The following is a 24,860-nucleotide window of genomic DNA, read 5'->3' as shown; positions in this document are numbered from 1 at the left end:
GGAGCCCCCATGCGTCGAACCCTCGCTGCCACCTCGGTCCTGTTGATGTGCGCGCTCGGCGCCTGCTCCTCCGGCAGCGGCGGCTCCGACGAGCCGGCTGCGGACAAGCCGGACACCAGCAGCGAGAGCTCGGCGGCCTTCGACCCGTGCACCGTGATCACCCCCGCCGAGGCCGAGGCGGTGCTCGGCCACCCCGTCACGGTGGAGGAGACCCCGGGCGGCGGATGCACGTGGGGCAACGAGGACGATCCCCGGCTGGCCTCGCTGTCGGTCGGAGAGGGCACGCCGGCGGACGGAACCGGTGGGATCGAGGGCTCCAAGACCGGAACGACGAGCGTGCTCGACGGTGAGGCGCAGGACCTCCCCGGCCTGGGTGACGGCGCCTACCTCGTCCTCGGCCCGCTGAAGGGCGGCGGTGGCGAATCGATCCAGGCCCAGGGCGCGATCCTGTCGGGCGACCAGCTCGTGGTCGTCGGGATCACCCAGCTCGGCGGAGCGGCCGTGACCGAGGATGCGGTGCGGGCCCAGGCCGAAGCGGGCATGAAGCTCGTCGCGTCCAAGCTCTGAGCCGGTCCCGGGGAGGCTCAGCTCCCAGTAGAGTCGCGTCATGACGAAATGGGAATACATGACCGCGCCGGTGCTGGTGCACGCGACGAAGCAGATCCTCGACAACTTCGGGTCTGACGGCTGGGAGCTGGTGCAGGTCGTGCCGGGGATGAACCCCGAAAACCTCGTCGCCTACTTCAAGCGGCCGCTGGCATGAGCGCCGTCGACGACCGTCTTGCTGCTCTGGACCTCGTCGTACCGGCGGTCCCGGCGCCCGTCGCGGCGTACGTACCCGCCATCCGGACGGGCTCGTACGTGTTTACCTCCGGCCAGCTTCCCCTGCGCGACGGCCAGCTGCTGCTGACGGGCAAGGTCGGTGGCGAGGTGTCGGCCGAGGAGGCCTACGACTGCGCCCGCCAGTGCGCCCTCAATGCGATCGCCGCGGTCAAGTCGCAGGTCGACGACCTCGACCAGGTCGCCCGCGTCGTCAAGGCCACGGTCTTCGTCGCGAGCACTCCCGACTTCACCGGCCAGCCTGCCGTGGCCAACGGGGCCAGCGAGCTGTTCGCGGCCGCGTTCGGCGAGGCAGGGCAGCACGCCCGCAGCGCTGTCGGCGTACCCGTGCTCCCGCTCGACGCTCCGGTCGAGGTCGAGCTCATCGTCGAGATCGGCTGAGCATGCGCATCCCGGTCCCGGAGATGCTCAAGGAGCGCGCGGCCCTCGTCGCCGACAGCCCGGTACCGCCGCGTGACGCCGCGACGGTCGTCGTCGTACGTGATGGTGCCGACGGGATCGAGGCCTATCTCCTGCGTCGCCAGCCGACGATGGAGTTCGCCCCCGGCATGTACGTGTTCCCGGGTGGCGGCGTCGACGATGCCGACCGCACCACGGAGGTGCCGTGGGCCGGACCGCCGCCGTCGGTGTGGGCCCAGCGATTCGGGTGCTCCGAGGACGTCGCCAAGGGACTCGTCTGCGCCGCGGTGCGCGAGACGTTCGAGGAGTCGGGAGTGCTGCTCGCGGGCCCGGACGGCGACTCGGTCGTCGCCGACACCAGTGCACCGCAGTTCCAGCAGGCACGACTGGCGCTCGAGGCGCGCGAGATGACGTTCGGCGCCTACCTCGCCGACAGCGGGCTGGTGCTCCGTGCTGACCTGCTCGGTGCCTGGTCGCACTGGATCACGCCCGCGTTCGAGCCGCGACGCTTCGACACCCGGTTCTTCGTCGCGGTGCTGCCGGAGGGCCAGGCCGTGGGTGAGCTCGCCCGCGAGGCGGAGAGGGCGCTCTGGGCGCCCCTGAGCAAGGTTCTGGAAGCCGTGAGAGCCGGCGGCGAGGGAATGTTGCCGCCGACGTTCTTCACCTGCCAGGAGATCGCCGGGCTCGCGGCGTCCGAGGTGCTTGATGCCGCCGAGCGGCGCACCGTACGGGCCATTGAGCCCAAGCTCGTCGAGGTGGATGGCGAGCTGTTCCTGGAGAGCGACACGGAAGGCCTGTCATGAGCGTGACCACGGTGACCGAGCGGGCGTCCGTCCTGCGTTGTGACAACCCCGGGATGATGACGCTCGAGGGCACCAACACCTGGATCCTGCGCGAGGGATCGGGGCGCGCCGTCATCATCGATCCGGGGCCCGACGACGAGGCGCACATCGCCGCCGTCGTGGCGGCCGCCGGCGAGGTCGCGCTGATCCTGTTCACGCATCGGCACTTCGACCACACCGACGCACTCGCCCGCATCGTCGAGCTCACCGGCGCCCCGACCCGGGCCACCGATCCGGAGTTCTGCCGGGGTGCCGAGCCGCTGACCGACGGCGAGGTCATCGATGTCGACGGTCTGCAGATCGAGGTCTTGGCGACGCCGGGTCATACCAGCGACTCGACGTGCTTCATCCTCGGCGCGGAGGGGTCGTTGTTCACCGGCGACACGATCCTCGGACGTGGCACCACGATCGTCGCGCACCCTGACGGCGTGCTGGGTCCCTACCTCGACTCGTTGGCGCACATCCGTGAGCTGATCGAGGAGGGACTGGTGACTCGCATCCTGCCCGGTCACGGACCCGTCGTCGACGACCCCGCCGGCGTCGTCGACTTCTATCTCGAGCACCGCGCCGAACGCCTCGACCAGGTACGCGCCGCGGTCGAGGCCGGCGCGACGACACCGCGCGAGGTCGTCGAGCGGGTCTACTCAGACGTCGACGAGATCCTGTGGCCCGCCGCCGATCTCTCGGTCGCAGCGCAGCTCACGTACCTCCAACAACAGCCCTAACCGCCGCGATTTGTGACCTTGTGGGCGTCAAACGGGGCGCGAAGCGCCTATAACGTCACAAATCGCGGGGGAATCAGCGGGCTCGGCGTTGCAGGCGTTCGAGGTCGAGGATCACGACGCTGCGGGGCTCGAGGCGCAGCCAGCCGCGTGAGGCGAAGTCGGCGAGGGCCTTGTTGACGGTCTCGCGCGATGCACCGACGAGCTGAGCGAGCTCCTCCTGCGTGAGGTCGTGGTTGACGTGCACGCCGTCGTCGGCGCGCCGGCCGAAGCGCGACGCCAGGTCGAGCAGCGCCTTGGCGACGCGACCGGGCACGTCGGAGAACACCAGGTCGCCGACCACCTCGTTGGTACGGCGCAGGCGCCCCGCGAGCTGGTTGAGGAGCGCGTGGGCGACGTCGGGGTGCGCGTTGAGCACCGGGCTCAGCGCCGCGTGGCCAAGGCTCTTGAGCTCGACGTCGGTCACGGCCGTGGCTGTGGCCGAGCGCGGGCCGGGGTCGAAGAACGACAGCTCACCGAACATCTGGCCGGGGCCGAGGATGGCCAGCAGGTTCTCACGGCCGTCGGGTGAGGTGCGTCCGAGCTTGACCTTGCCGTCGGTGACGACGTACAGCTGATCGCCGTCGTCGCCCTCGTTGAACAAGATCTCGCCGCGGCGCAGCGACGTCGGAGACATGGATGCCTCGAGTGCAGCGGCCGCCTCGTCGTCGAGTCCGGAAAACAGCGGTGCCTGGCGCAGAACGTCGTCGGTCATGATTCCTTCTGTTCCTGTTGCTTGGGTCACAGTGTGTGCACCCGGAGGAAGTTTCCCACATCGGGGCTGGTCGTGCGGAGACACACGCTGTCCACGTACGCTGGAGCGCGTGCCGACCGACTCGAACAGACCGGACACGGCACTCGTACGCCGAGCCCGCCGGGTCAATCGCGTGCTCGCCGAGACCTATCCCGATGCCCGCTGCGAGCTCGACTTCACCAACCCGTTCGAGCTGCTGATCGCCACGGTTCTGTCGGCCCAGACGACCGATCGCCGGGTCAACGCGATCACGCCGATCCTGTTCGCGGCCTATCCTGACGCGTTCGCGCTGGCCGCGGCCGATGTCGACGCGGTCGAGACGATCCTCAAGCCCACGGGGTTCTTCCGGGCCAAGACCAAGAGCGTGCTGGGCCTGTCGGCCGCGCTGGTCGAGCGCCACGAGGGCGTCGTGCCCGGCAACCTCGAGGAGCTCGTCAAGCTGCCGGGAGTGGGCCGCAAGACGGCGTTCGTCGTGCTGGGCAACGCGTTCGGCATACCCGGCCTCACGGTCGACACGCACTTCGCCCGGCTGATCCGTCGACTGGGGTGGGTGCCTCCTGAGATCGCCGCCGACCCGGTCAAGGCCGAGCACGCCGTCGGCGCGCTCTTCCCGCGCCGGGACTGGACGATGCTCAGCCACCACCTCATCTGGCACGGCCGCCGGCGCTGCCACGCCAAGAAGCCGGCGTGCGGTGCATGCCCGGTCGCGCAGTGGTGCCCCGCGTTCGGTACGGGTCCGACCGATCCGGTCGAGGCCGCCAAGCTCGTGACGACGCAGGGCCCCGCGTGAAGCGGCTGATCGTGGTCGCCCTGCTCCTGCTCGCGGGTTGCACCAGCGCACCGCCCAGCGAGAAGCCGACGTTCGGCGGTGGCACCGAGCCGTCTGTCGACCAGTCCGAGCTCGCCGCCGCCAAGAAGGCCGCCGGAATCGAGGACTGCCCCGCGACGCAGGGCACGGCACCGGGCGTACGCGCGCTGCCCGACATCACCCTCGACTGCCTCGGCGGCGGCACGCCGGTGCGCCTCTCGGGACTGACCGGTACGCCGACCGTGATCAACCTCTGGGCGTCGTGGTGCGATCCCTGTCGCAAGGAGCTCCCGCTGCTGGCGAAGGCCGACAAGGAGTACGGCGACACCCTCCGGGTCATCGGAATCGACTTCCAGGACGCCGATCCCGACGACGCGATCGAGCTCGCGAGGGTGTCGGGCGTGACCTACCCCTTGCTCGTCGACCGCGACACCGAGACCAAGGCAGCCTTCGCGGTCGCCGGTCTGCCATGGACGATCTTCGTCGACGCACAGGGCAGGATGGTCGCCACGGAGCGCACGCCGTTTCGTTCGTACGCCGATCTCACGGCTGCGATCCGACGACATCTCGGAGTGGGCTCATGACGGGGGACAGCCTTCCGGAGTGGCTGCAGCCGCTGGCGGAGCTCGCCGGCTCCGTCGAGGCCGAGCAGCTCGCCCCGACGTTCCCGCATCCTCCGGACAGCGCACGCCCCGCCGCCGTGCTGATGCTGTTCGCCGATGGCGACAGCGGACCCGAGCTGCTGCTGACCGAGCGGGCCGCAACACTTCGCAACCACGCCGGCCAGATCTCGTTCCCCGGCGGGGCCTCCGACCCCGGGGACGCCGATGCAGTCGCGACCGCACTCCGTGAGGCGAACGAAGAGGTCGGCCTCGATCCCGCGACCGTCGAGGTGTTCGGCCAGCTGCCTCCGCTGTGGGTGCCGCCGAGCAACTTCGCCGTGACACCCGTGCTCGCCTATTGGCGAGAGCCCCAGCAGCTGCACCCCGTCGACACCGCCGAGGTCGGGGCGATCATCCATCTTCCGATCCAGCGGCTGATGGACCCGGCCAACCGGTTCAGCGTCATCCATCCGTCGGGCTGGAAGGGTCCGGGCTTCGACGTCGGCAGCGAGGTCCCACTGTGGGGCTTCACCGGCGGCATCATCTCCCGCCTGTTCGAGCGTCTCGGCTGGGAGCAGCCGTGGGATGACACCGTGACCCGACCGCTCCCGGAGATCACACCCTGATGAACAGCCTCGACGTCCTCATCATCGTGGTGCTCCTGGCCTACGCGGTCTCGGGCTACTTCCAGGGCTTCATCGTCAACCTCACCGCGACGATCGGCCTGCTGGTCGGCGGCCTGCTCGCGGTCGCATTGGTGCCGAAGGTGCTGGGTGGCCGTACGCCGACGCTCACCACCTCGCTCATCGCCCTGGGCGCCGTGATCGGTGCCGCCGCGATCGGCCAGGCGATCGGCACGTACGTCGGCAGCGACCTGCGCGACGGGATGACCTGGCGGCCCCTGCGCTGGGTCGACGCGGTCGCCGGCAGCGTGCTCAGCATGGTCGCCGTGCTGTGCGCCGCCTGGGCGCTCGGCTACTCGGTGAGCGGTACGTCGATCCCCTATCTGTCGACGGCGTCACGCGACTCGACGATCCTCGAGCGCGTCGACGGGGTCATGCCGAGCCAGGCGACGTCGGTCCTGCGGGCGTTCAACAAGGTGCTCGACGCCAACCTGTTCCCGCGCTACATCGACCCGTTCGAGAACGAGGAGATCAAGGCCGTCGCACCGCCCGACACGGCGACCCTGTCGAGCGAAGGTGTCCGCAGGGCCGCCGAAAGCGTTGTCAAGATCCTCGGGGAGGCGCGTTGCGATCGCGGCATCGAAGGGTCCGGGTTCGCGTACGCCCCCGACCGCATCATGACGAACGCCCACGTCGTCGCCGGCGTCAGCGACCCGCTCGTCGTGGTCGCGGGGCGACGCCTGCGGGCCGAGGTCGTGGTGTTCGACCCCGAGCTCGACATCGCGGTGCTCCACGTACCCCGGCTCGGGCTCAACCCGCTCGACTTCGACTCGACCGGTGAGGCGGGAGACGCCGCGGCGATCCTGGGATTCCCGGAGAACGGTCCGTTCGATGCGCGGGCGGCGCGCATCCGTAGTCTGATGGACCTGCGAAGCCCCGACATCTATGACAAGGGAGAGCTCGTGCGAAAGACGTTCTCCGTACGCGGCCTCGTCCGCTCCGGCAACTCCGGCGGCCCGCTCGTGTCCGAGGGTGGCGAGGTCTACGGCGTCATCTTCGCGGCCTCCGTGACCGACTCGTCGACGGGTTATGCGCTCACCGCCAAGCAGGTTGCGGCCGACGCCAACAAGGGTCGTTCGGCCACGCGCGAGGTCTCGACGGGCAAGTGCGCATGAGAAGTCTCATGGCCACGGTGTGCGTCGCGATCGCGATGCTGGCGGCTGCCGTGACGATCCCGCTGGCCTGGGTGGCGTCCAACATCGCCGACGAGGACGGCTACGTGTCGTTCACCTCGCCGATGGGTTCGGACCCCGAGCTGCAGAAGGCGTTCTCGGCCTACCTCGGTGACTACTTCGTACGCGAGCAGTCCCTTCCCAGCGCCCTGCAGCCGACTCTGACGACGGTCCTGGAGACGGCTGCCGCCAACACCGCCAACGCGCCAGGGTTCACCCGGGCGTGGGAGGAGTCGCAGCGCAGCTCGCACCGGCTGATGTTCGGGCCTGGCGCCAACCAGGACCGGCTGGCGGTCGACCTCGGTCCGCTCGCGACGTTCGCTGTCGACCACGCCGCCGGCAACCTGCCCGTCGCGCTCCCCAAGCCCGGCAAGATCGTCCTGCAGGTCAACAACACCGAGCAGCGCGAGGCGATCGACCAGATCGAGGCGACCAAGGACCGCAGCCGGGTCGGCTGGATCGTGGTCGCCGCCGCGGCTGCGCTCTCGCTGCTGTTCGCCAAGCGGCGCTCGACCGCGCTGGTGTGGCTCGGTGTCGGGGCGGTTGTCGTCGCTGGCGTGCTCAAGGCGTTGACGAGCTACGGCATACCCAACATCCTGGACAGGACGCCGGCTCCCTCGGGTTTTGCCCGGACGTTGCAGAAGCTGCTTGCCGACCGGGCGGCCGACTCGCTGGCCCAGTGGTTGCTGTGGGCGGCCATCGCTGGCGCCGCCGCGATCGTGGTCGGTGTGCTGCTGCGTGTCTCGACCGGCAAACGTACGAGCAGCTAGCTCCGACGGCCGCGGAGTGCGGCGGGGATCGCCTTGGCCGACTCGATCGTCCTGGTCGGCGCCTTGATCCGCTTGATCGAGAAGACGCCGAACGCCACCATGCCGACGGCCAGCAGGACGTAGGCGCCGGTGACGATCAGGAACGCCCAGGCGGGGTGCATGCCGGTCATCGTCAGGAAGTAGGCCGCCGTGATCGACAGCAGGATGAGGACCAGCAGCACGATGAATCCGGCGGCGGCGAACAGCGCCGCGGCGAGTCCACCGGAGATCGCGCTGCTCTTGAGCTCGGACTTGGCCAGCGAGATCTCCGATTGGACGAGCGACGAGATGTCGCGACTCGCATCGGCGACGAGCCGACCGATCGTGGGGTCGTCATTCACACTGGCCATACCGAGACCCTACAAGTGTGCCCGCGGCAACGCGCGTCAGTCCTCGTCCTTGGCGTCCTTCATGCCCGACGAGATGAGGTCCATGACGGAGGAGTCGGCGAGGGTCGTGGCGTCGCCGACGGTACGGTTCTCGGCGACGTCGCGCAGGAGTCGGCGCATGATCTTGCCGGAGCGGGTCTTGGGCAGCTCGGCGACGACCAGGATCTTCTTGGGCTTGGCGATCGCGCCGATCTCCTTGGCGACATGGTTGCGGAGCTCGGTGACGACGTCGTCGCCGCCGTCGCCGGCGGACTCGCGAAGGATCACGAACGCGACGGGCGCCTGGCCGGTCATGTCGTCGGTGGCACCGACCACGGCGGCTTCGGCGACCTTGGGGTGTGACACGAGGGCGGACTCGATCTCGGTGGTCGAGAGGCGATGGCCAGACACGTTCATGACGTCGTCGACGCGGCCCATCAGCCAGATGTCGCCGTCGTCGTCCTTCTTGGCGCCGTCGCCGGCGAAGTACATGTTCTCAAAGCGGGACCAGTAGGTCTCCTTGAACCGTTCGTCGTCGCCCCAGATGGTGCGGAGCATCGACGGCCAGGGCTCGGTGACGACGAGGTAGCCGCCCTCGCCGTTGCCGACGGGCTTGCCGGCGTCGTCGACGACGTCGGCGCTGATGCCGGGCAGCGGGGTCATGGCCGACCCGGGCTTGCCGGAGGTGACACCGGGGAGTGGGCTGATCATGATGGCGCCGGTCTCGGTCTGCCACCAGGTGTCGACGATCGGCGCGTTGTTGCCGCCGATGTGCTCGCGGTACCACATGTAGGCCTCGGGGTTGATCGACTCACCGACCGAGCCGAGCAGCCGCAGCGAGCTGAGGTCGTAGTCGGCCGGGATCTGCTCGCCCCACTTCATGAAGGTGCGGATCGCGGTCGGTGCGGTGTAGAACTGGGTGACCTTGAGGTCGGCGATGATCTCCCACCAGCGACCCTTGTGCGGGGTGTCGGGAGTGCCTTCGTACATCACCTGGGTGACACCGTTGGCGAGCGGCCCGTAGACGATGTAGGAGTGGCCCGTGACCCAGCCGACGTCGGCGGTGCACCAGTAGATGTCGGTCTCGGGCTTGGTGTCGAAGACCGCCCAGTAGGTGTAGGCGCAGCCGACCATGTAGCCGCCGGTCGTGTGCAGGATGCCCTTGGGCTTGCCGGTCGTGCCGGACGTGTACATCACGTAGAGAGGATGCTCCGAATCGAACATCTCGGGCGTGTGGTCGGTCGAGGCGTCGCCGACAGCCTCGTGCCACCACACGTCGCGGCCCTCGGTCCACGAGGTGTCCTGCTCGGTGCGCTTGACCACCAGCACGTTGGTCACGCCGGGGCACTTGGTCAGCGCCTCGTCGACGGCCGGCTTGAGGGCTGCCGGAGCGCCGCGGCGGTAGCCGCCGTCAGCGGTGATCACGATCTTGGCGTCACAGTCGATGATGCGCGACGACAGGGCATCGGCGGAGAACCCACCGAACACGACGGTGTGGGGTGCGCCGAGGCGGGCGCAGGCCAGCATCGCCACCACGGCCTCGGGGATCATCGGCAGATAGATCGCGACCCGGTCACCCTTCTGAAGGCCCAGCTCGGTCAGCGCGTTCGCCGCCCGGCACACCTCGTCCTTGAGCTCCGCGTACGTGATGTCGCGCTGGTCGCCCTCGGGCTCACCGACCCAATGGAGTGCGACCTTGTCGCCGTTGCCGGCCTCGACGTGCCGGTCGACGCAGTTGTAGGAGGCGTTGAGCGTGCCACCGACGAACCATTTCGCGAACGGCGGGTTGGACCAATCCAGCACCTCGTCGAACGACTTGTCCCAACTGATGCGCTCGGCCTGCTCAGCCCAGAACCCCAACCGGTCGGAAGCCGCGCGGTCATACGCCTCCGCCTTGAGGTTGGCGTCAGCCGCCAGATCCGCTGGGGGATCGAAATGACGATCTTCGTGTGACAGGTTCGACAGGCCTTGCTCGCTCACCGCATGCTCCTCTTTCGACGTCTTAACTGCATTGTGTCGCAGACCACAAGATGGCTGCGACGGGGTTGCATCGAGGTTGCGGCCCAGGGACGCATGATCCCTGGGCCGCACCCCCCGGATTACTTTTCCGCGCCGGCGCCGGTCATGGCGCGTACGTCGAGCTCGACATACCGCTCCTCCGACGTACGGTCCTTGGCGGTGATCGTGCCGAGGTAGCCGAACAGGAACCCGAGCGGGATCGAGACGATGCCCGGGTTCTCCAGCGGGAACCAGCTGATGTCGACACTGGTCGGCAGCAGCGAGAGGTTCTTGCCCGTCGGGTCGACGCCCTTGCCCGAGACGACTGGCGAGAAGATCACCAGTGCGACGCTCGAGATCAGGCCGCCATAGATGCTCCACACCGCCCCGCGGGTGTTGAACCGCTTCCAGAACAGGTTGTAGAGCAGCGCCGGCAGGTTGGCCGATGCCGCGACGGCGAAGGCCAGTGCCACCAGGAAGGCGACGTTGAGCTTCTGCCCCGGGATGGCCAGGGCGATCGCCACGGCTCCGATCGCGAACGCCGCGATGCGGGCGACCTTGACCTCTTCCTTCTCGCTGACCCCGCCCTTCTTCCAGACGTTGGCGTAGAGGTCGTGTGCCACCGACGATGCCGACGTCAGGGTGAGGCCGGCGACCACGGCGAGGATCGTCGCGAATGCCACCGCGGAGATCAACGCCAGCAGCACCGCGCCCCCGGTTGAGCCGGAACCACCTCCGACCGCCTCGGCGAGCAACGGTGATGCCAGGTTGCCGCCGGAGCTCGCTATCTGCTCCTTCTCGTCGCCCTTGACCAGCGCGGCAGCGCCGAAGCCGAGGACGAGCGTCATCAGGTAGAACGCGCCGATGAGGCCGATCGCCCAGAGCACGGACTTGCGCGCCTGGCGGGCCGTGGGGACCGTGTAGAAGCGGATCAGGATGTGCGGCAGTCCGGCCGTGCCGAGCACCAGCGCCAGACCCAGCGAGATGAAGTCGATCTTGCTGGTGGTCGTGACGCCGTACTTCAGGCCCGGCTCGAGGAACGCCGAGCCCTTGCCGCTGTTGTCGGCGGCGCTGCCGAGCAGGTCGGAGACGTTGAAGTTGAACTTCGCGAGCACGAGGACCGTGACGAGGATCGTGCCACCCATCAGCAGGACCGCCTTGACGATCTGGACCCACGTGGTGCCGCGCATGCCGCCGACGACCACGTAGAAGATCATCAGCGCACCGACACCGGCGATCGTGAGGTTCTTGGCGGTGTCGGTGCTGACTCCGAGGAGCAGCGAGACCAGCGCGCCCGCACCCACCATCTGCGCCAGAAGGTAGAAGATCGACACGACGACGGTCGACGTGGCGGCCGCCGTACGTACGGGGCGTTGCTGCATCCGGTACGCCAGCTGGTCCGCCATCGTGAAACGGCCCGAGTTCCTCAGCAGCTCGGCAACCAGCAGCAGGGCGACGAGCCAGGCGACGAGGAAGCCGATCGAGTAGAGGAATCCGTCGTAGCCGGACAGCGCGATGGCGCCGGAGATGCCGAGGAACGATGCCGCCGACATGTAGTCACCCGCGACCGCGAAGCCGTTCTGCGCGCCGCTGAAGCTGCGGCCACCGGCGTAGTACTCGGCCGTGCCCTTCTTGGTGCGGCTGGCCCAGAACGTGATGGCGACCGTGATCAGGACGACGACGGCGAACAGCGATCCGACGAGGGCCTGGTGGTCGTCGTCACTCGTGGCAGCGACCAGTGCTGTGTGAAGTGTGCTCATCGCTCGATCTCCGCCTCGAACTCGTCACGGAGCCTGTCGGCCGTGGGATCCATGCGCGCCGCGGCGAACCGGGCGTACCAGACCGCGATGATGAACGTCGTCAGGAACTGCAGCAGTCCGAAGACCAGGGCGACGTTGATGTTGCCGAAGAGCTTGTGCGCCATGAAGCCGTGCGCGTAGTTGGAGAGCAGCACGTACGCCAGGTACCACACCATGAAGGCGATGGTGACTGGGACGACGAAGCCGAAGTAGGAACGTTTGAGCTCGGCAAACTCGGGTGTGGCGTGTATCCGTTGATAGGCCGCATGGGCCTCGGCTGACACTTTTTCGGCCACCGTGGGTCACCTCTTTCGTGAAGGCTCAGTGACACGGAGCGCGCCACCACCCATGAACGTAGGGAGCCCAAGAGGTGTGAGCCAGATCACGAGTACCCCTGTGCGACCGGGTCAGTCAGACCTGCGTCCTGCGGTCACCCGGTTGCGCCGAACGGTGCAATTGCAGCGACAAACGGTCACTGCTCGTTCGCCAGGGAGCGCAGCGACCGTGAGGCCGAAGGCCGAGGCGTGGTGACTAGCGGTCCCAGCGCTGGGTGGTTCCCTCAAGTCGCCTCGCTGTCTGACGCCTTCGGCGTGCCACGCTCACGCTTCGCTGGCGTGATTCGACGCTCGCTCGCAGAGCTCGCTCAGTCTCATCAGAATCGGCGGTCGACGTCGATGCGCTCGGGGGTGTGGAGCCGAACCATGGTGCGCGCCACGTTGGTCGGTATGTCGGCGCGCGTCAGCAGCGAGACACCGATCATCAGGGCGAAGCCGACGGGTACGGACCACGCCGCCGGCTGGCTCATCAGCAGGCCGAACCAGCCCTCCGGCTGCCGCGCGATCGTGAGCACCGGCGCGACGCCGGCGCACAGGCCGCCGCCGATGAGCCCGGCGATGGCGCCGGCCGCGGTGAGCCCGCGCCACCAGATGCCGAGCACCAGCAGCGGGCAGAAGGTCGACGCTGCGAGCGCGAATGCGAACGTCACCGAGTTGGCCACCGGCAGCCGGTCTGCTGAGAGCGCCAGGACCAGCGGCACGACGACGCAGCCGACGGCCGCGAGACGCAGCCCGGCGATCGTCGATATCCGGCCGGTACGCGCGAGTCCCTGGCCCACGACGCCGGCGATCGACATCGTCAGGCCCGACGAGGTGGACAGGAAGGCACCGAACGCGCCGGCCGTGAGCAGGGCGCCGAGCAGCTCACCGGCGGTTCCGCCGATCATCCGCGACGGCAGCTCCAGCACGACGGCGTCGGCGCGGTCAGCAGCGACGAGGTCACTGGCGTAGATGCGGCCGAGCACGCCGTAGATCGTGGGCAGGAGGTAGAACCCGCCGAGGAGCGCGAGCACGATCAGCGTGGTCCGACGGGCGGCATGGCCGTCGGGGTTGGTGTAGAACCGCACGACCACGTGGGGCAGGCCCATCGTGCCGAGGAATGTTGCGATCAGCACGGAGTAGGTCGCGTACAGGCCCGTCGCATCCGAGACGCCGAACGGGGAGAACCAGGCGTCGGGTGCCACCGGGGACGGCCGGCCGTCACTGGTCCAGGCGTGCAGGAGGAAGAACACCGGGACGAGCAGGGCCGTGAGCTTGAGCCAGTACTGGAACGCCTGAACGAACGTGATGCTCCGCATGCCTCCCGAGACGACATTGATGACGACGATCGCGGCGACCAGGACCGTGCCGACCCAGCCGGGGGCGCCGGTGACGGTACGCATCGTCAGCCCGGCTCCCTGGAACTGCGGCATCAGGTAGAGCCAGCCCACGCCGACGACGAGCAGGGTGGCGATCCGCCGTACGCCGACCGACTGGAGGCGCACCTGGGCGAAGTCCGGGATCGTGTAGGCGCCCGAGCGACGCAGCGGAGCCGCGACGAACACGAGCAGCATGAGGTAGCCCGTGGTCCATCCGATCGGGTACCAGAGCATGTCGGCGCCGTGGGCCAGCACGAGACCGGCGACGCCGAGGAACGACGCCGCCGAGAGGTATTCGCCGCCGATCGCAGAGCTGTTGAGCACGGGGCTGACCGACCGCGACGCGACGTAGAAGTCGCTGGTCGTACGGCTGACCCGCAGGCCGAAGGCGCCGATGATCAGCGTGGCGAGGGCGACCAGTGTGATCGCGACGACCCCGTACGTGGAGTTCACGCCGAGGCGTCCCGCCGGTGCGGCTCGACGAGCTCGGTGAAGTCCTGCTCGGCGCGTTCGACCTGGCGGAGGTAGAGCCAGCCCAAGAAGAAGAGCGCGGGATAGACCACGACGCCGAGCACGATCCACGGCAACGGCACCCCGGCCACCGTGAAGTCGGTGATCGAGTCGAACGTGAGGAACACGATGGGCAGGGCGCCGATCGACAGCAGCAGGGTCGTCATCACGGTCAGCGCCGCCATCAGCTGCGAGCGGATGAGCGATCTCATGTAGACCTCGCCGACTCCGGTCGACTCGTCGATCTCCTGGCGCACGCTGCGCCGTACGTGCGCCGGGGCGGACGTGAGCGGGTTGGTGACCCGCACCCGCCCGGAGTAGGTACGTGGCTCGGTCACGTCGCCCGGTCCTGGATGCGTTCGCGCACGGCGCGTACGTGGCGTCGAGCCACCTGCAGCTCGACGGGGCTCGCGCCGAACGGCACCACGATGCTGCATCGTCCCGACACCATCCGCACCTCGCGCACGTGCGCGAGGTTGATGACGGTGCTGCGGTGGATGCGTACGAAGCCGGCGCCGTCCCACTCGTCGGCGAGCGCGCCGAGCGGTGTGCGGATCAGGTGGCTGGTGCCGTCGAGGGTGTGCAGCCGTACGTAGTCACCCTGCGCCTCGGCGTACGTGACGGTCGAGCGCGACACGAATCGCGTCACGCCGCCGAGCTCGACCGCGATCGTGTCGTTGCCGGGCTGGCTGGTGGTGCCGTCGGCGGTCGCCCGGCGCACGCTTTCACGCAGGCGCTCCTCGCGGATCGGCTTGAGGAGGTAGTCGACCGCGTTCAGCTCGAACGCGTCGACCGCATGGGCGTCGTGCGCCGTCACGAAGACGATGCGTGGGGAGTGGGTGAAGCGGGCCAGCAGCTTGGCGATCTCGAGGCCGTTGAGCCCGGGCATCGCGACGTCGAGGAACACCAGGTCGACGTCGCCACCCTCGAGCACCCGTAGCGCCTCGGTGCCGGACTGCGCGGCACGTACCGACGCGATCCGCTCGTCGCGCCCGAGCAGCCACACGAGCTCGTCGAGGACGGGCTTCTCGTCGTCGACGACCAGTGCGCGCAGTCCCATGGGCAGATCTTGGCTCATCCCGCCACCACCTCGGCTCCGGGTGCGAACTTGGGGATGCGGAGGATGACCTTGGTGCCGTGTCCCGGCGCGGTCTCAACGACGATGCCGTACTCGTTGCCGTAGACGGTACGCAGCCGTTCGTCGACGTTGGCGAGGCCGACCGACGCGCTGGTCGTGCGCCCGGCCAGGGCATCGCGCACCGTGTCGGGGTCGACCCCGACACCGTCGTCCTCGATCGTGATGTGGCACTCGGTCCCCGAGTCGAGGGCCACCACCGTGATGGTGCCGTTGCCGTCCTTGCCCTCGAGGCCGTGCCGGATCGCGTTCTCCACCAACGGCTGGACCGACAGGAACGGCAGGGTCACGCTGAGCACCTCCGGCGCCACGCGGGTGACGACCCGGAGCCGGTCACCGAAGCGCGCCTTCTCCAGCACGAGGTAGCGCTCGATCGAACGGAGCTCCTCGGCGAGGGTCGTGAACTCGCCATGCTCGCGGAAGGAGTAGCGGGTGAAGTCGGCGAACTCGAGCAGCAGGTCGCGGGCGCGCTCGGGATCGGTGCGCACGAACGAGGCGATGGCACCGAGGGAGTTGTAGATGAAGTGCGGCGAGATCTGCGCGCGCAGAGCGCGGAGCTCGGCTTCCATGAGCGCTGTCCGTGACTCCGACAGCTCGGCGAGCTCGAGCTGGCTCGACATCCACCGGGCGACCTCGGTGGTGGCCCTCGCCAGCCCGGCAGACGCCTCCTCGCTCATCACGACGATGCTGCCCACGACGCGGTCCTCGACCGACAACGGCGCGACGATCGCCCGGTCCGAGGCCTGGGTGGTGCCGGTCTTGAGTGCCTGGGTCATCAGCTCGGCAACGTCGACGGCGTCGCCGGGGCCGTCCCAGGCAAGGGGCCCGTGGATGTCGGTGATCGCCGCTGTCGGGCTGCCGAGCAGCGCCCGTACGTGGGGGAGCGCCTGGTTGGCGCTCTCGGCGTCGAGGCCGCGACGCAGCGACGGTGCGGCGAGCGACGCGGTGTGCAGTGTCGCGTACGTCGCACGGTCCGCTGCGGTGCCGAGACTGCGCCGGCGCGTGAGGAGTCGCCATCGTACGAAGGCTGCGGCGGCGATCAGCGCGACCGTCGCGGCAGCCGCCGTGGCGAAGTTGTCCATCCGTGGACGCTACCGCGCTCCGACAGAGTGCGGTCTCGCATGAGGCCCCGGGACGTTGTCACGTACCTCGCGTCACAGCGCTTGGTGAGTGACAGCAACGCGAGGCCTCATGGGATCGGACGTTGGCTGCTCTCAGCTGGGTGGTTGCTCCTCATCGAGTGCCGCTGCGACGCGGCGGTGCGCCTCCCAGATCTCCTCGGGGAGGTTGGCGAACTGCTTGAGGTGCTCCTCGCGGTGGCCCATCTCCTGCTGCCAGCGCGGCACGTCGATCGAGAGGATCGTCTCGAGGTCCTCCGGCGTGATGTCGACGCCGTCGAGGTTGAGCTCGTCGGCGGTCGGGATGATGCCGACCGGGGTCTGCCGTCCGGTGACCTCGCCGTTCTTGAGCTGCAGCAGCCACAGAAGAGGACGCAGGTTGTCGCGGTAGCCGGGCCACAGGAAGTGACCGTCCTCGCCGCGCTGGAACCAGTTGACGTGCGCAAAGATCGGCTGCTCCTTGGCGTCGCCCACGATCTTGAGGTAGTGCGCTGCGTAGTCGCCCTCGCCGTACGCCATGAACGGGCGGTTGGACATCGGGTCGTAGCGCAGGACGCCTTCCTTGCCCTCGGCCGCCGAGGTGGCCTCCGCACCGAGCGTCAGACCGTCATAGACGCCTTCGGCGAGGTCGGTGATGGCACGGATCAGCGGCTCGCGGTCGCGGGTCCGGCCGCCGAAGATGATCGCGTCGATCGGTACGCCCGCTGGCGAGTTGTAGTCGGCCGCGATGTTGGGGACGTTGTCGAGCGTCGTGGTGAATCGGCTGTTGGGGTGCGCCCATGGGCTGTCGTCGCCGGGCTCGCGATCGGCGATCGGCGCGCCGGTCCAGTCCAGCCAGCCGTGGGGGTCGGCGGGCGGCTCGGGCGTACGGCCCTCCCACCAGACCTCCTTGGTCGTGGGGTTGTAGGCGATGTTGGTGAAGATCGCCTGGGTGCCCTCGGCGATCGAAGCCAGCGCGGTGGGGTTGGTGCCCTCGTTGGTGTCCTTGGCGACGCCGAAGACTCCGTACTCCGGGTTCATCCCGTAGAGCTTGCCGCTGGCCTCGTCGACCCAGAGCCAGGCGATGTCGTCGCCGTAGAACGAGACGTGATAGCGATCGCCCAGCACGTCCGGTGCGAGCATCATGGCGAGGTTGGTCTTGCCCGAGGCGCTCGGGAAGCCGCCACAGATGTGGTAGTCCTTGCCGGTCTGCTTGTCGTGGATGCCGATCAGCATGTATTGCTCGGCGAGGAACTTGCGCGACGCCCAGCCGTCGTACGCACCCTGGCGCAGTCCGTGTGCGATCTTGCCGAGCAGTGCGTTGCCGCCGTAGGACGAGCCGAAGTGCAGGATCGTACGCTCGTCGGCGACCGTCACGAAGTAGCGCTGGTCATCGGGGGTGCCCTGTCCGAGGTTCTCCAGGTCGCCGGTCACGTGCACGGCGCGGACGAACTGGTCCGGGTCGTCGAGGTTCTCGAGGAACTCGGCACCGACTCGCGACATGCGGATCATGTGCAGCACCACGGTGCGGGTGTCGGTGAGCTGTACGCCGGCGGCCCACGGTGCGAGGGCGTTGCCGGGAGGCGCCATCAGGTAGGGGATGACGTACATCGTCTTGCCGGCCGAGGCGCCGCGCATGCGGTCCTCGAGCATCGGGCGCATCTCGGACGCGGGACGCCAGTTGTTGTAGACGCCCTTGTCCTTGGGGTCGTTGGTGGCAACGATCGTCCGCTCCTCCGAGCGGGCCGTGTCCTTGACATAGCTGCGCGAGTAGTAGAGACCTTCACCTGCCGGCTCGAGCTCTCCTGCCTCGAGCGCCTCGGCGATGAGTCGTGCGTCGTCGGCGGCACTGACCACCTCGACCCGCTCTGCTCCTGTCAGATCCGCCCAGTAGCGCACGTACTCGCTCACGTGGGGGTTCTTGAGTCCTGCCGCGTCGAGTGCTGCGTCAACGTCAACCATCGCTCGATTGTGCCTTTCGCCGGATCCGAGCGCACTCTGTCATCGGAGCGCGCCCTCGACCGTAACACGATATGAAGACTTCTTCATGTGATGTATTCTACAGTTCAGCCCAGCGCAGAGGAGGACGCATGACGCCGAACGTCCCGCTCTACCAAGCCAAGGCGGAGCTGTTCCGGACGTTGGGCCATCCTGTCAGGATCCGCGTGCTCGAGCTGTTGCAGGACGGTCCACGAGCCGTCAGGGAGCTCCTCGGCGACATCGAGGTGGAGTCCTCCAGCCTCTCCCAGCAGCTCGCGGTGCTCCGCCGTGCAGGCATCGTCAGCTCGTCCCGCGAAGGATCGGCCGTCGTCTACACGCTGGCGACCCCGGATGTGGCGCAGCTGCTGTTGTATGGACGCCGGATCCTCGCGTCGATGTGGTCTGAGCAGGAGGACTTGCTGGCCGAGCTGCGCGGATCGGCTGGAGCCGTGTGACGACGCTGCCGCACCAGGTCGCGGGATCGTGACCGATCCCCGTCCTACGTCGCTCGAGCGAACCCAGCGGTGGGTCATCACCGCGCTGATCTCTGCGGTGGCGGCGTTCCCGACGGGAGCGCTCATCGTCGTCACCCACCTGATCGCAGACGACGACCATGCCAGCGCGGTCGTGCTGTGCGCGATGACCGGGGTGATCGGGATCGTCGCCATGGTCGCGATCCTGCTGATGCACAAGCGATCGCCCGTGTCGTTCCTGCTGGGCATCGGCCTGATCCCGGCCACCTGCTCGGCGATCTGGACCTTCGTCGCCTGACAGGTTCAGTCGTCGTCGCCGATTCCGCGGGCATGCAGAGCATCTCCGGTCTCGTACGCGCGCGCCACGGTACGCAGCGCCATGGGCACGAGGAGTGCTCGGGGGCTGCGCTCGAGTCCCCGCGCCTTGGCGGCGGCTCGGGTCTCGACCGCGATGTCGAGGATGCCGGGGATCGCGCGGATCACGAGTGAGAACGCAAGAGCGAACCGCTCCGGGTTGGCGCCGAAGCGTCGGAACGGGCCCAGCCCGCGCACGATCGCGTCGAGGACGGCGTCGATCGAGGTTGTTGCGGTGAAGACGAGTGCCATGACCACGGAGGCGAGCAGCCCTGCGACAACATGGATCGCGAGCGACCAGCCCTGCTGCCATACCTGAAACGCAGTGACGAGCACGATCACCAGGAGCAAGGGCCGCAGCACGCGGAGCGTGTGCCGCAGCGGCATGCGCACCCACGCGGCGATTGCCAACGACGCGAGGAAGAGGCCGACTGCGGCCCACGGTCCTGGGGCGGCCACGGTGGCGATGCTGAAGACGGCCAACAGCCCCAGTTTCGGTCCGGCTGGAATGCGGTGGACAAGCGTGTGCCCCGGCCGGTAGTTGCCGACGATGAACTGGCTCATGCCCCGACCAGGCCGCGGTAGAACGTGACAGCCTCCGCGGGGTCGCCATCGAACGCTACGCGGGCATTGTCGATAACGAGGGCGCGGTCGCATCGCAGGGCCAGGTCGAGGTCGTGGGTGACGAGGATGAGCTGCTGCTCGAGAGAGAAGAGTGTGTCCGCGACGAGCTGGGTGTTGCGCAGGTCCAGGAGAGTTGTCGGCTCGTCGGCGACCAGCACCTTCGGCTCGGTCGCGATGACGCCGGCGAGCGCCAGAAGCTGTTTCTGACCACCGGACAAGGCGTGGACCGTGGTGTCGGCCTTGTCACCTAGCCCGATGCCGTCGAGCACCTCGCGGGCTCGGGCGAGCCGGTCCTTCTTGTCCTTGATCGTGCGGCGTAGGGACAGCGCGACGTCCTCGAGGCTTGTCGGCATGACGAGTTGCGCTTCGGGGTTGGTGAAGACGAAGCCGACCTGACGACGTACGGCCGCGCCGTCCTTGTGGGTGTCGAGGCCGTTGACCGTGACGCGCCCTGCGGTTGGCTCGATGAGTCCGTTGAGCAGCCGCGCGAACGTCGACTTCCCGGAGCCGTTGCTGCCGACCAGTGCGATGCGGTGCTCGGTGAGCGCGACGGTGGTCGGGTGAAGCAGTGCGAGGTCGCCGTCCGGCGTGGAAACGGAGACGGCGACCTCGTCGAGCTGGATGCTCAGCGCTTGACCAGCTGCGGGAAAGCTCGGTGCACCGCGGCGGCCACGACGCCAGCCGCGATGCCCTTGATGATGTCGAAGACGAAGAATGGAGTCGCATAGCCCCAGGCCACGTTGAAGTCGACCTTGAGCTTGATCGACATGCCGATCGTGCCGATGACGCCGACAACGCCCACGGTCACGATGGCGGCCACGATCGAGATCACGACCGCCGCAGCAGCCGGGTTGCGACGTGCGACGACGCTGGCGGCAAGCCCCACCAAGAAGGCGGCGATCGGGAACGCGATGAGATAGCCAGCCGAGGCGCCGGTCCATACCGACGGGCCGCCCTGGTGGTCGGCGAAGATCGGGACTCCGGCCGTGCCGACGGCAAGGTAGAGGAGCACCGCGAGGGCGCCACGCTTCGCTCCGAGCACGGCGCCCGCGAGGAAGATGCCGAACATCTGCAGAGTGAAGTCGACGCCTGATGCGTTGGTACCGAGGGAGCCGATGAGCGCGCACACAGCGATGAGGGCCGCGAACGTCGCGACGAGCGCGAGGTCGGTCGTGCTCAAAGAGCGTTTGGCGGTTGTGGGGGCGGTCTGGGTCATGTGTCTGTTGCCTTGTCTGGAGGCACCTGAACGGTGATCAGGTGAACGGTGTTCAGGTCAGCGTACTAGGCTGTCTGCGTGACCTATCACCGGACCGACATCGTCGAGCGCGCCATCGGAGTTCTCGACCTCTACGGCCTGCCCGACCTCTCGATGCGACGCCTCGCGGGAGAGCTCGGCATCCAGCCCAGTGCGCTCTATCACCACTTCGCCAGCAAGCAGGCGCTGCTGGCTGCCGTCGCCGATGAGCTGCTCGTACGCGGTGCCCGTCCGGATGCGCCGACAGACCCGTGGGACACCCGGGTGATCGCGCTGAGCCGGGAGCTACGCGACGCGATGCTCGCCTACCGCGACGGCGCAGAGCTGATCGCCACGGTGCACGCGTTCGGGTTGGGTGCGACGTCACCGGTCAAGAGGCTGACCGCCGCGATCGCCGACGGTGGCTTCGACAAGGAGCTCGCTGGATCGGCCGCCACGACGATCCTCTACTTCGTGTTCGGCCACGTCTCGGACGAGCAGACCCACCTGCAGGCCAACAGCGTCGGTGCGATCGACGCCCCGGTCGAGGCCGGCAGCGCCGAGTCGTTCGAGCTCGGGCTGTCGCTGATCCTCGACGGCATCCGGCTGCGCGATCCCGCCACCACGTCCCGGTGATTGTGCCGGCCTCCTACGTTTGACGCATGCTTCGCGACCGCCCGTGGCTGACCGGCTTGATCATTGCCGCGGGTCTGGCGCTGGCGTCCATCGCCGTCACGATCATCCTTGCGGTGGTGCGCCACGAGATCACGTCGGACCTGCCCGATCCCGGGAAGCCGCTGGAGAGCTATGCGCCCAAGACGGTCACGGGAACGACCGACATCCCGTACGGTGCCGGTCCACGCCAGAAGCTCGACGTCTGGTTCCCGAAGTCGCTCGCCGCGGGCAAGGTCCTGCCGACGATCGTCTGGGCACATGGCGGTGGCTGGAGCGGCGGCGACAAGAGTCTCGTCGCGCCGTACCTGCAGATCCTTGCCGACCGCGGGTTCACAGTGGTCGGCGTCAACTATTCGCTCTCACCGGGTGCGCGCTATCCGACCCAGGTACGTGAGGTCAACGCCGCGCTCGGCTTCCTCAACGTCCACGCCTCCGAGCTGCACGTGGACAGCAGCCGGTTCGTCCTGGCCGGCGACTCCGGCGGCGCCCAGATCGTGGCGCAGGTCGCATCACTCACGACGAACCCCACCTTCGCGAGCCAGCTCGGAGTCGTTCCAGTCGTGAAGCCGGAGCAGGTCGTGGGTGTCGTGCTCGCGAGCGGGGTCGTCGACCTGTCGTCGGCTGACCGGTTCACGGGCTCGGCCCGTACGAATGTCATCGACTACATCGGGTCCACCACCGACGATGCGCTCCTCCGGCTTGCATCCGTCACTCCGCACGTGACGAGCAACTTCCCGCCGACCTGGGTGACGTCGGGCAATGCGGACCTGTTGTCACCTCAGGTCAAGGCGTTCGCGCGGGTGCTGCGCGACAAGCGCGTGGACGTCGACGAGGTGTTTTTCGCCAAGGGCCACAAGCCGTTGCTGATCCACGAGTACCAGTTCCTGCTGGGCCTCGACGAGGCGCAGGAAGCGCTCAAGAGCCTGATCGACTTCGTGGGGAAGCAGACTAGGCGCTGACGGAGGCGATCTGGTCGGCGTTGTCGAACACGTACGCGAGTCCGCAGGCGGCGCAGCAGCCGGTGTCGGTGAGGTCGTCGAGGATCATGATCTCGCCCTCGCACACGTCGCACAGCAGGTGACATCCGAGATCGCTGTCGATGAGGTTCATGGTCGGCTCCTTCCCGATTGATTCCACTGTAAGAACGGCCACGGACAGATTCGGGTAACAGCGGCGGTGCGTCGATCGTTAGCCGATATCGTTGCAGCCAACTCCCCAGACAGAGGCAGGGCATGAAGCGCGCGTTCATCACGGGTATCACCGGTCAAGACGGCTCCTATCTTGCGGAGCTGTTGCTGTCGAAGGGTTATGAGGTCCACGGACTCGTACGCCGGTCGTCGTCGTTCAACCGGGGCCGTATCGACCCGATCCACGACAACGATCCCGAGGGCGCCAAGCGCCTCCACCTGCACTACGGCGACATGACCGACGGCGTCAGCCTGGTCAACCTGATCCGTGAGATCCGCCCCGACGAGGTCTACAACCTCGCGGCGCAGAGCCATGTGAAAGTGTCGTTCGAGATGCCGGAATACACCGCCTCCGCCGACGGCATCGGCACGATCCGCCTGCTCGAGGCGATCAAGGCCGCCAAGCTCGAGACCCGGTTCTACCAGGCGTCGACGTCGGAGATGTTCGGCGCGACCCCGCCGCCGCAGAACGAGTCGACGATGTTCTACCCCCGCTCGCCGTACGGTGCCGCCAAGCTCTACGCGCACTGGGTGACGGTCAACTACCGCGAGGCCTACGACATGTTCGCGGTCTCGGGCATCCTGTTCAACCACGAGTCGCCCCGCCGCGGCGAGACGTTCGTGACCCGCAAGATCACCCGCGCCGTCGCCCGCATCAAGGCCGGCACGCAGGACGACCTGGTGCTGGGCAACATCGACTCGATCCGCGACTGGGGCTACGCCAAGGAGTACGTCGAGGGCATGTGGCGGATGCTGCAGCACGACGAGCCGACCGACTTCGTCCTGGCGACCGGCACCGGCACCACGGTGCGCGAGTTCTGCGAGATGGCGTTCTCGCACGTCGGACTCGACTGGCAGGACTACGTCAAGCACGACGAGCGCTACGAGCGGCCCACCGAGGTCGACGCGCTGCTGGGCGACCCGTCGAAGGCCAACGACCTGCTCGGCTGGAAGGCCGAGACCGGCACCGAGCAGCTGGCCAAGCTGATGGTCGACTCCGACATCGAGCTGTACGAGTCGTCGCGGAAGTGACTCAGACTGCCCTGATCACGGGCGTTGCGGGTCAGGACGGTGTGCTGCTCGCCCGGCACCTGATGGCGACGGGCTACCGGGTGGTCGGTACGACACAGCCGGGTGTGCCCACGACGCTGCGCCCCTACCTCGACGGTGTCGAGCTCGAGGAGCACGACCTGCGTGACCCCGACGGGTTCGTACGGCTGCTGGGGATGTACGAGCCGACCGAGGTCTACAACCTCGCCGGGTTCACGTCCGTCGGCGCGAGCTGGGACAACCGTGAGCTCGTGATGGACGTCAACGCCGTCGCCGTCGAGAGCATGCTCGAGACGTTGCTCAAGCGTGGTGGCATCAAGTTCTTTCAGGCGTCGAGCTCTGAGGTGTTCGGGCCGGACGCGGTGAACCTGCAGGACGAACAGACGCCGCACGACCCGCAGAACCCGTACGCCGAGTCCAAGAGCCGCGCGCAGCAGGCTGTCGTACGCGCCCGTGACGAGGGACTGTTCGCCGCGGTCGGCGTGCTCTACAACCACGAGAGTGCACTGCGACCGCCGCAGTTCGTGACCCGCAAGATCACTCGGGCGGCTGCGGAGATCGCCGCTGGCATCAGCGACACGGTCACGCTCGGAAACCTCGAGGTCTCGCGCGACTGGGGTGCGGCACATGACTACGTCGTCGCGATGCACGCTGCCCTGCAGCAGCCCGTGCCATCGGACTACATCATCGCGACGGGCAAGCTCCACACGCTCGGTCAGCTGCTCGAGGTCGCATTCGCCGCCGTCGGCATCGATGATCCGTGGCCGCACGTCCAGCAGGATCCGGCGTTGCTCCGCAAGGCCGATGCGCCGGGCCTCAGCGGTGATGCGAGCAAGGCCCGCAGCGAGCTCGACTGGTCGCCGACGTCGACGTTCGAGGACCTCGTACGAGAGATGGTCGCCATCGACCAGAAGCGCCTGAAGTCAGGCGTGGAAGAGGACCCCGCCTATCTGGAATAGGGCACGCACGATCAGCGGGTCCGATCGGTGGCCGTGCAACCGAATGAGCCGTCA

The 24,860-nt window shown here is 68.1% G+C and carries 30 protein-coding genes; 16 read left to right on the top strand and 14 right to left on the bottom strand.

What is annotated here, in order from left to right; genetic code table 11:
- The first annotated feature begins 9 nt into the window (after positions 1-9).
- Genes ABD683_RS06765 through ABD683_RS06745 form a run of 5 tightly spaced genes read left to right on the top strand, consistent with a single transcriptional unit; the run spans position 10 to position 2,806 of the window.
- A complete protein-coding gene (locus ABD683_RS06765) occupies positions 10-567 on the top strand; it encodes a DUF3558 family protein (RefSeq protein ID WP_344768457.1) in 558 nt (185 codons plus the stop codon).
- Positions 568-607: 40 nt separating this feature from the next.
- On the top strand, positions 608-763 hold the full coding sequence (gene sp36 / locus ABD683_RS06760; protein ID WP_344768455.1) for a Sp36 family protein: 156 nt from the start codon (positions 608-610) through the stop codon (positions 761-763).
- Positions 760-1,221 carry a RidA family protein gene (locus tag ABD683_RS06755; RefSeq protein ID WP_344768454.1) on the top strand — a complete coding sequence of 154 codons (462 nt, stop codon included), beginning with the start codon at positions 760-762 and terminating at the stop codon, positions 1,219-1,221. The genes sp36 and ABD683_RS06755 overlap by 4 nt, the downstream gene beginning before the upstream one ends.
- Before the next feature lie 2 nt (positions 1,222-1,223).
- Positions 1,224-2,042 carry an NUDIX hydrolase gene (locus tag ABD683_RS06750; protein WP_344768453.1) on the top strand — a complete coding sequence of 273 codons (819 nt, stop codon included), beginning with the start codon at positions 1,224-1,226 and terminating at the stop codon, positions 2,040-2,042.
- The gene (locus ABD683_RS06745) at positions 2,039-2,806 is read left to right on the top strand and encodes an MBL fold metallo-hydrolase (RefSeq protein ID WP_344768451.1); all 768 of its coding nucleotides are present in this window, start codon (positions 2,039-2,041) and stop codon (positions 2,804-2,806) included. The genes ABD683_RS06750 and ABD683_RS06745 overlap by 4 nt, the downstream gene beginning before the upstream one ends.
- Positions 2,807-2,879: 73 nt before the next feature.
- Here the strand turns inward: ABD683_RS06745 and ABD683_RS06740 are convergent, their stop codons facing one another.
- A complete protein-coding gene (locus ABD683_RS06740) occupies positions 2,880-3,557 on the bottom strand; it encodes a Crp/Fnr family transcriptional regulator (RefSeq protein WP_344768448.1) in 678 nt (225 codons plus the stop codon).
- Positions 3,558-3,666: 109 nt separating this feature from the next.
- Here ABD683_RS06740 and nth point away from each other — a divergent pair, with 109 nt between their 5' ends.
- From nth to ABD683_RS06715, 5 genes are read left to right on the top strand one after another with little or no spacing between them, the layout of a single operon-like run.
- The gene (gene nth, locus ABD683_RS06735; protein ID WP_344768447.1) at positions 3,667-4,386 is read left to right on the top strand and encodes an endonuclease III; all 720 of its coding nucleotides are present in this window, start codon (positions 3,667-3,669) and stop codon (positions 4,384-4,386) included.
- Entirely contained in the window at positions 4,383-4,988 is a 606-nt protein-coding gene (locus tag ABD683_RS06730) for a TlpA family protein disulfide reductase (protein ID WP_344768445.1), read from the top strand. The genes nth and ABD683_RS06730 overlap by 4 nt, the downstream gene beginning before the upstream one ends.
- Positions 4,985-5,632: an NUDIX hydrolase gene (locus ABD683_RS06725; protein WP_344768443.1), complete on the top strand. Its 648-nt coding sequence runs from the start codon at positions 4,985-4,987 to the stop codon at positions 5,630-5,632. Before ABD683_RS06730 ends, ABD683_RS06725 begins: the two co-directional genes overlap by 4 nt.
- Entirely contained in the window at positions 5,632-6,804 is a 1,173-nt protein-coding gene (locus ABD683_RS06720) for a MarP family serine protease (protein WP_344768441.1), read from the top strand. The genes ABD683_RS06725 and ABD683_RS06720 overlap by 1 nt, the downstream gene beginning before the upstream one ends.
- Before the next feature lie 8 nt (positions 6,805-6,812).
- The gene (locus ABD683_RS06715) at positions 6,813-7,631 is read left to right on the top strand and encodes a hypothetical protein (protein ID WP_344768439.1); all 819 of its coding nucleotides are present in this window, start codon (positions 6,813-6,815) and stop codon (positions 7,629-7,631) included.
- Here the strand turns inward: ABD683_RS06715 and ABD683_RS06710 are convergent.
- The 9 genes from ABD683_RS06710 to ABD683_RS06670 form a co-directional block, all read right to left on the bottom strand.
- Positions 7,628-8,020 (bottom strand): phage holin family protein, encoded by a 393-nt coding sequence (locus ABD683_RS06710; protein WP_344768438.1) that lies wholly within the window; start codon positions 8,018-8,020, stop codon positions 7,628-7,630. The genes ABD683_RS06715 and ABD683_RS06710 overlap by 4 nt on opposite strands.
- A 36-nt stretch (positions 8,021-8,056) precedes the next feature.
- Positions 8,057-10,018, bottom strand: a complete 1,962-nt coding sequence (acs, locus tag ABD683_RS06705) for an acetate--CoA ligase (protein WP_344768437.1) — start codon at positions 10,016-10,018, stop codon at positions 8,057-8,059.
- Between the two features lie 119 nt (positions 10,019-10,137).
- Positions 10,138-11,796, bottom strand: a complete 1,659-nt coding sequence (locus ABD683_RS06700) for a solute symporter family protein (RefSeq protein ID WP_344768434.1) — start codon at positions 11,794-11,796, stop codon at positions 10,138-10,140.
- Positions 11,793-12,131 carry a DUF485 domain-containing protein gene (locus tag ABD683_RS06695; protein ID WP_344768432.1) on the bottom strand — a complete coding sequence of 113 codons (339 nt, stop codon included), beginning with the start codon at positions 12,129-12,131 and terminating at the stop codon, positions 11,793-11,795. The genes ABD683_RS06700 and ABD683_RS06695 overlap by 4 nt, the downstream gene beginning before the upstream one ends.
- Before the next feature lie 356 nt (positions 12,132-12,487).
- Positions 12,488-13,981, bottom strand: coding sequence for a sodium/solute symporter (locus ABD683_RS06690; protein ID WP_344768430.1), 1,494 nt, complete (start codon positions 13,979-13,981; stop codon positions 12,488-12,490).
- A complete protein-coding gene (locus ABD683_RS06685; protein ID WP_344768428.1) occupies positions 13,978-14,376 on the bottom strand; it encodes a hypothetical protein in 399 nt (132 codons plus the stop codon). The genes ABD683_RS06690 and ABD683_RS06685 overlap by 4 nt, the downstream gene beginning before the upstream one ends.
- Complete coding sequence (locus ABD683_RS06680) at positions 14,373-15,116, bottom strand: LytR/AlgR family response regulator transcription factor (protein ID WP_344768426.1); 744 nt, start codon at positions 15,114-15,116, stop codon at positions 14,373-14,375. The genes ABD683_RS06685 and ABD683_RS06680 overlap by 4 nt, the downstream gene beginning before the upstream one ends.
- Complete coding sequence (locus ABD683_RS06675; RefSeq protein ID WP_344768424.1) at positions 15,113-16,255, bottom strand: sensor histidine kinase; 1,143 nt, start codon at positions 16,253-16,255, stop codon at positions 15,113-15,115. Before ABD683_RS06675 ends, ABD683_RS06680 begins: the two co-directional genes overlap by 4 nt.
- A gap of 132 nt (positions 16,256-16,387) precedes the next feature.
- Entirely contained in the window at positions 16,388-18,232 is a 1,845-nt protein-coding gene (locus tag ABD683_RS06670; RefSeq protein ID WP_344768422.1) for a phosphoenolpyruvate carboxykinase (GTP), read from the bottom strand.
- Positions 18,233-18,360: 128 nt separating this feature from the next.
- Here ABD683_RS06670 and ABD683_RS06665 point away from each other — a divergent pair, with 128 nt between their 5' ends.
- A complete protein-coding gene (locus ABD683_RS06665; protein ID WP_344768420.1) occupies positions 18,361-18,705 on the top strand; it encodes an ArsR/SmtB family transcription factor in 345 nt (114 codons plus the stop codon).
- 28 nt (positions 18,706-18,733) lie between these two features.
- Positions 18,734-19,021 carry a hypothetical protein gene (locus tag ABD683_RS06660; RefSeq protein ID WP_344768418.1) on the top strand — a complete coding sequence of 96 codons (288 nt, stop codon included), beginning with the start codon at positions 18,734-18,736 and terminating at the stop codon, positions 19,019-19,021.
- Positions 19,022-19,026: 5 nt separating this feature from the next.
- Here the strand turns inward: ABD683_RS06660 and ABD683_RS06655 are convergent, their stop codons facing one another.
- From ABD683_RS06655 to ABD683_RS06645, 3 genes are all read right to left on the bottom strand, one after another.
- Complete coding sequence (locus tag ABD683_RS06655; protein ID WP_344768416.1) at positions 19,027-19,641, bottom strand: energy-coupling factor transporter transmembrane component T family protein; 615 nt, start codon at positions 19,639-19,641, stop codon at positions 19,027-19,029.
- A complete protein-coding gene (locus ABD683_RS06650) occupies positions 19,638-20,225 on the bottom strand; it encodes an energy-coupling factor ABC transporter ATP-binding protein (protein ID WP_344771572.1) in 588 nt (195 codons plus the stop codon). The genes ABD683_RS06655 and ABD683_RS06650 overlap by 4 nt, the downstream gene beginning before the upstream one ends.
- Positions 20,226-20,326: 101 nt before the next feature.
- Positions 20,327-20,917 (bottom strand): biotin transporter BioY, encoded by a 591-nt coding sequence (locus tag ABD683_RS06645; protein WP_344768414.1) that lies wholly within the window; start codon positions 20,915-20,917, stop codon positions 20,327-20,329.
- Positions 20,918-20,995: 78 nt separating this feature from the next.
- On the opposite strand from ABD683_RS06645, the gene ABD683_RS06640 reads away from it, so the two are divergent.
- Both ABD683_RS06640 and ABD683_RS06635 read left to right on the top strand, forming a co-directional pair.
- Positions 20,996-21,571: a TetR/AcrR family transcriptional regulator gene (locus ABD683_RS06640; protein WP_344768412.1), complete on the top strand. Its 576-nt coding sequence runs from the start codon at positions 20,996-20,998 to the stop codon at positions 21,569-21,571.
- A 26-nt stretch (positions 21,572-21,597) separates the two neighbouring features.
- Complete coding sequence (locus ABD683_RS06635) at positions 21,598-22,569, top strand: alpha/beta hydrolase (protein ID WP_344768410.1); 972 nt, start codon at positions 21,598-21,600, stop codon at positions 22,567-22,569.
- Here the strand turns inward: ABD683_RS06635 and ABD683_RS06630 are convergent.
- Entirely contained in the window at positions 22,559-22,720 is a 162-nt protein-coding gene (locus ABD683_RS06630; RefSeq protein WP_344768408.1) for a hypothetical protein, read from the bottom strand. The two genes, ABD683_RS06635 and ABD683_RS06630, sit on opposite strands and share 11 nt — an antisense overlap.
- 122 nt (positions 22,721-22,842) lie before the next feature.
- Here ABD683_RS06630 and gmd point away from each other — a divergent pair, with 122 nt between their 5' ends.
- Together gmd and ABD683_RS06620 are read left to right on the top strand one after the other, a co-directional pair.
- Complete coding sequence (gene gmd, locus ABD683_RS06625) at positions 22,843-23,829, top strand: GDP-mannose 4,6-dehydratase (RefSeq protein ID WP_344768406.1); 987 nt, start codon at positions 22,843-22,845, stop codon at positions 23,827-23,829.
- Positions 23,826-24,806 (top strand): GDP-mannose 4,6-dehydratase, encoded by a 981-nt coding sequence (locus ABD683_RS06620; protein WP_344768404.1) that lies wholly within the window; start codon positions 23,826-23,828, stop codon positions 24,804-24,806. Before gmd ends, ABD683_RS06620 begins: the two co-directional genes overlap by 4 nt.
- Positions 24,807-24,860: the final 54 nt, after the last annotated feature.

This window comes from Aeromicrobium panaciterrae, assembly GCF_039537165.1.
GTDB classification, from domain to species: domain Bacteria; phylum Actinomycetota; class Actinomycetes; order Propionibacteriales; family Nocardioidaceae; genus Aeromicrobium; species Aeromicrobium panaciterrae.
The sequence above is the reverse complement of the archived record's forward strand: the minus strand, read 5'-3'. Positions and strand labels throughout refer to the sequence as shown.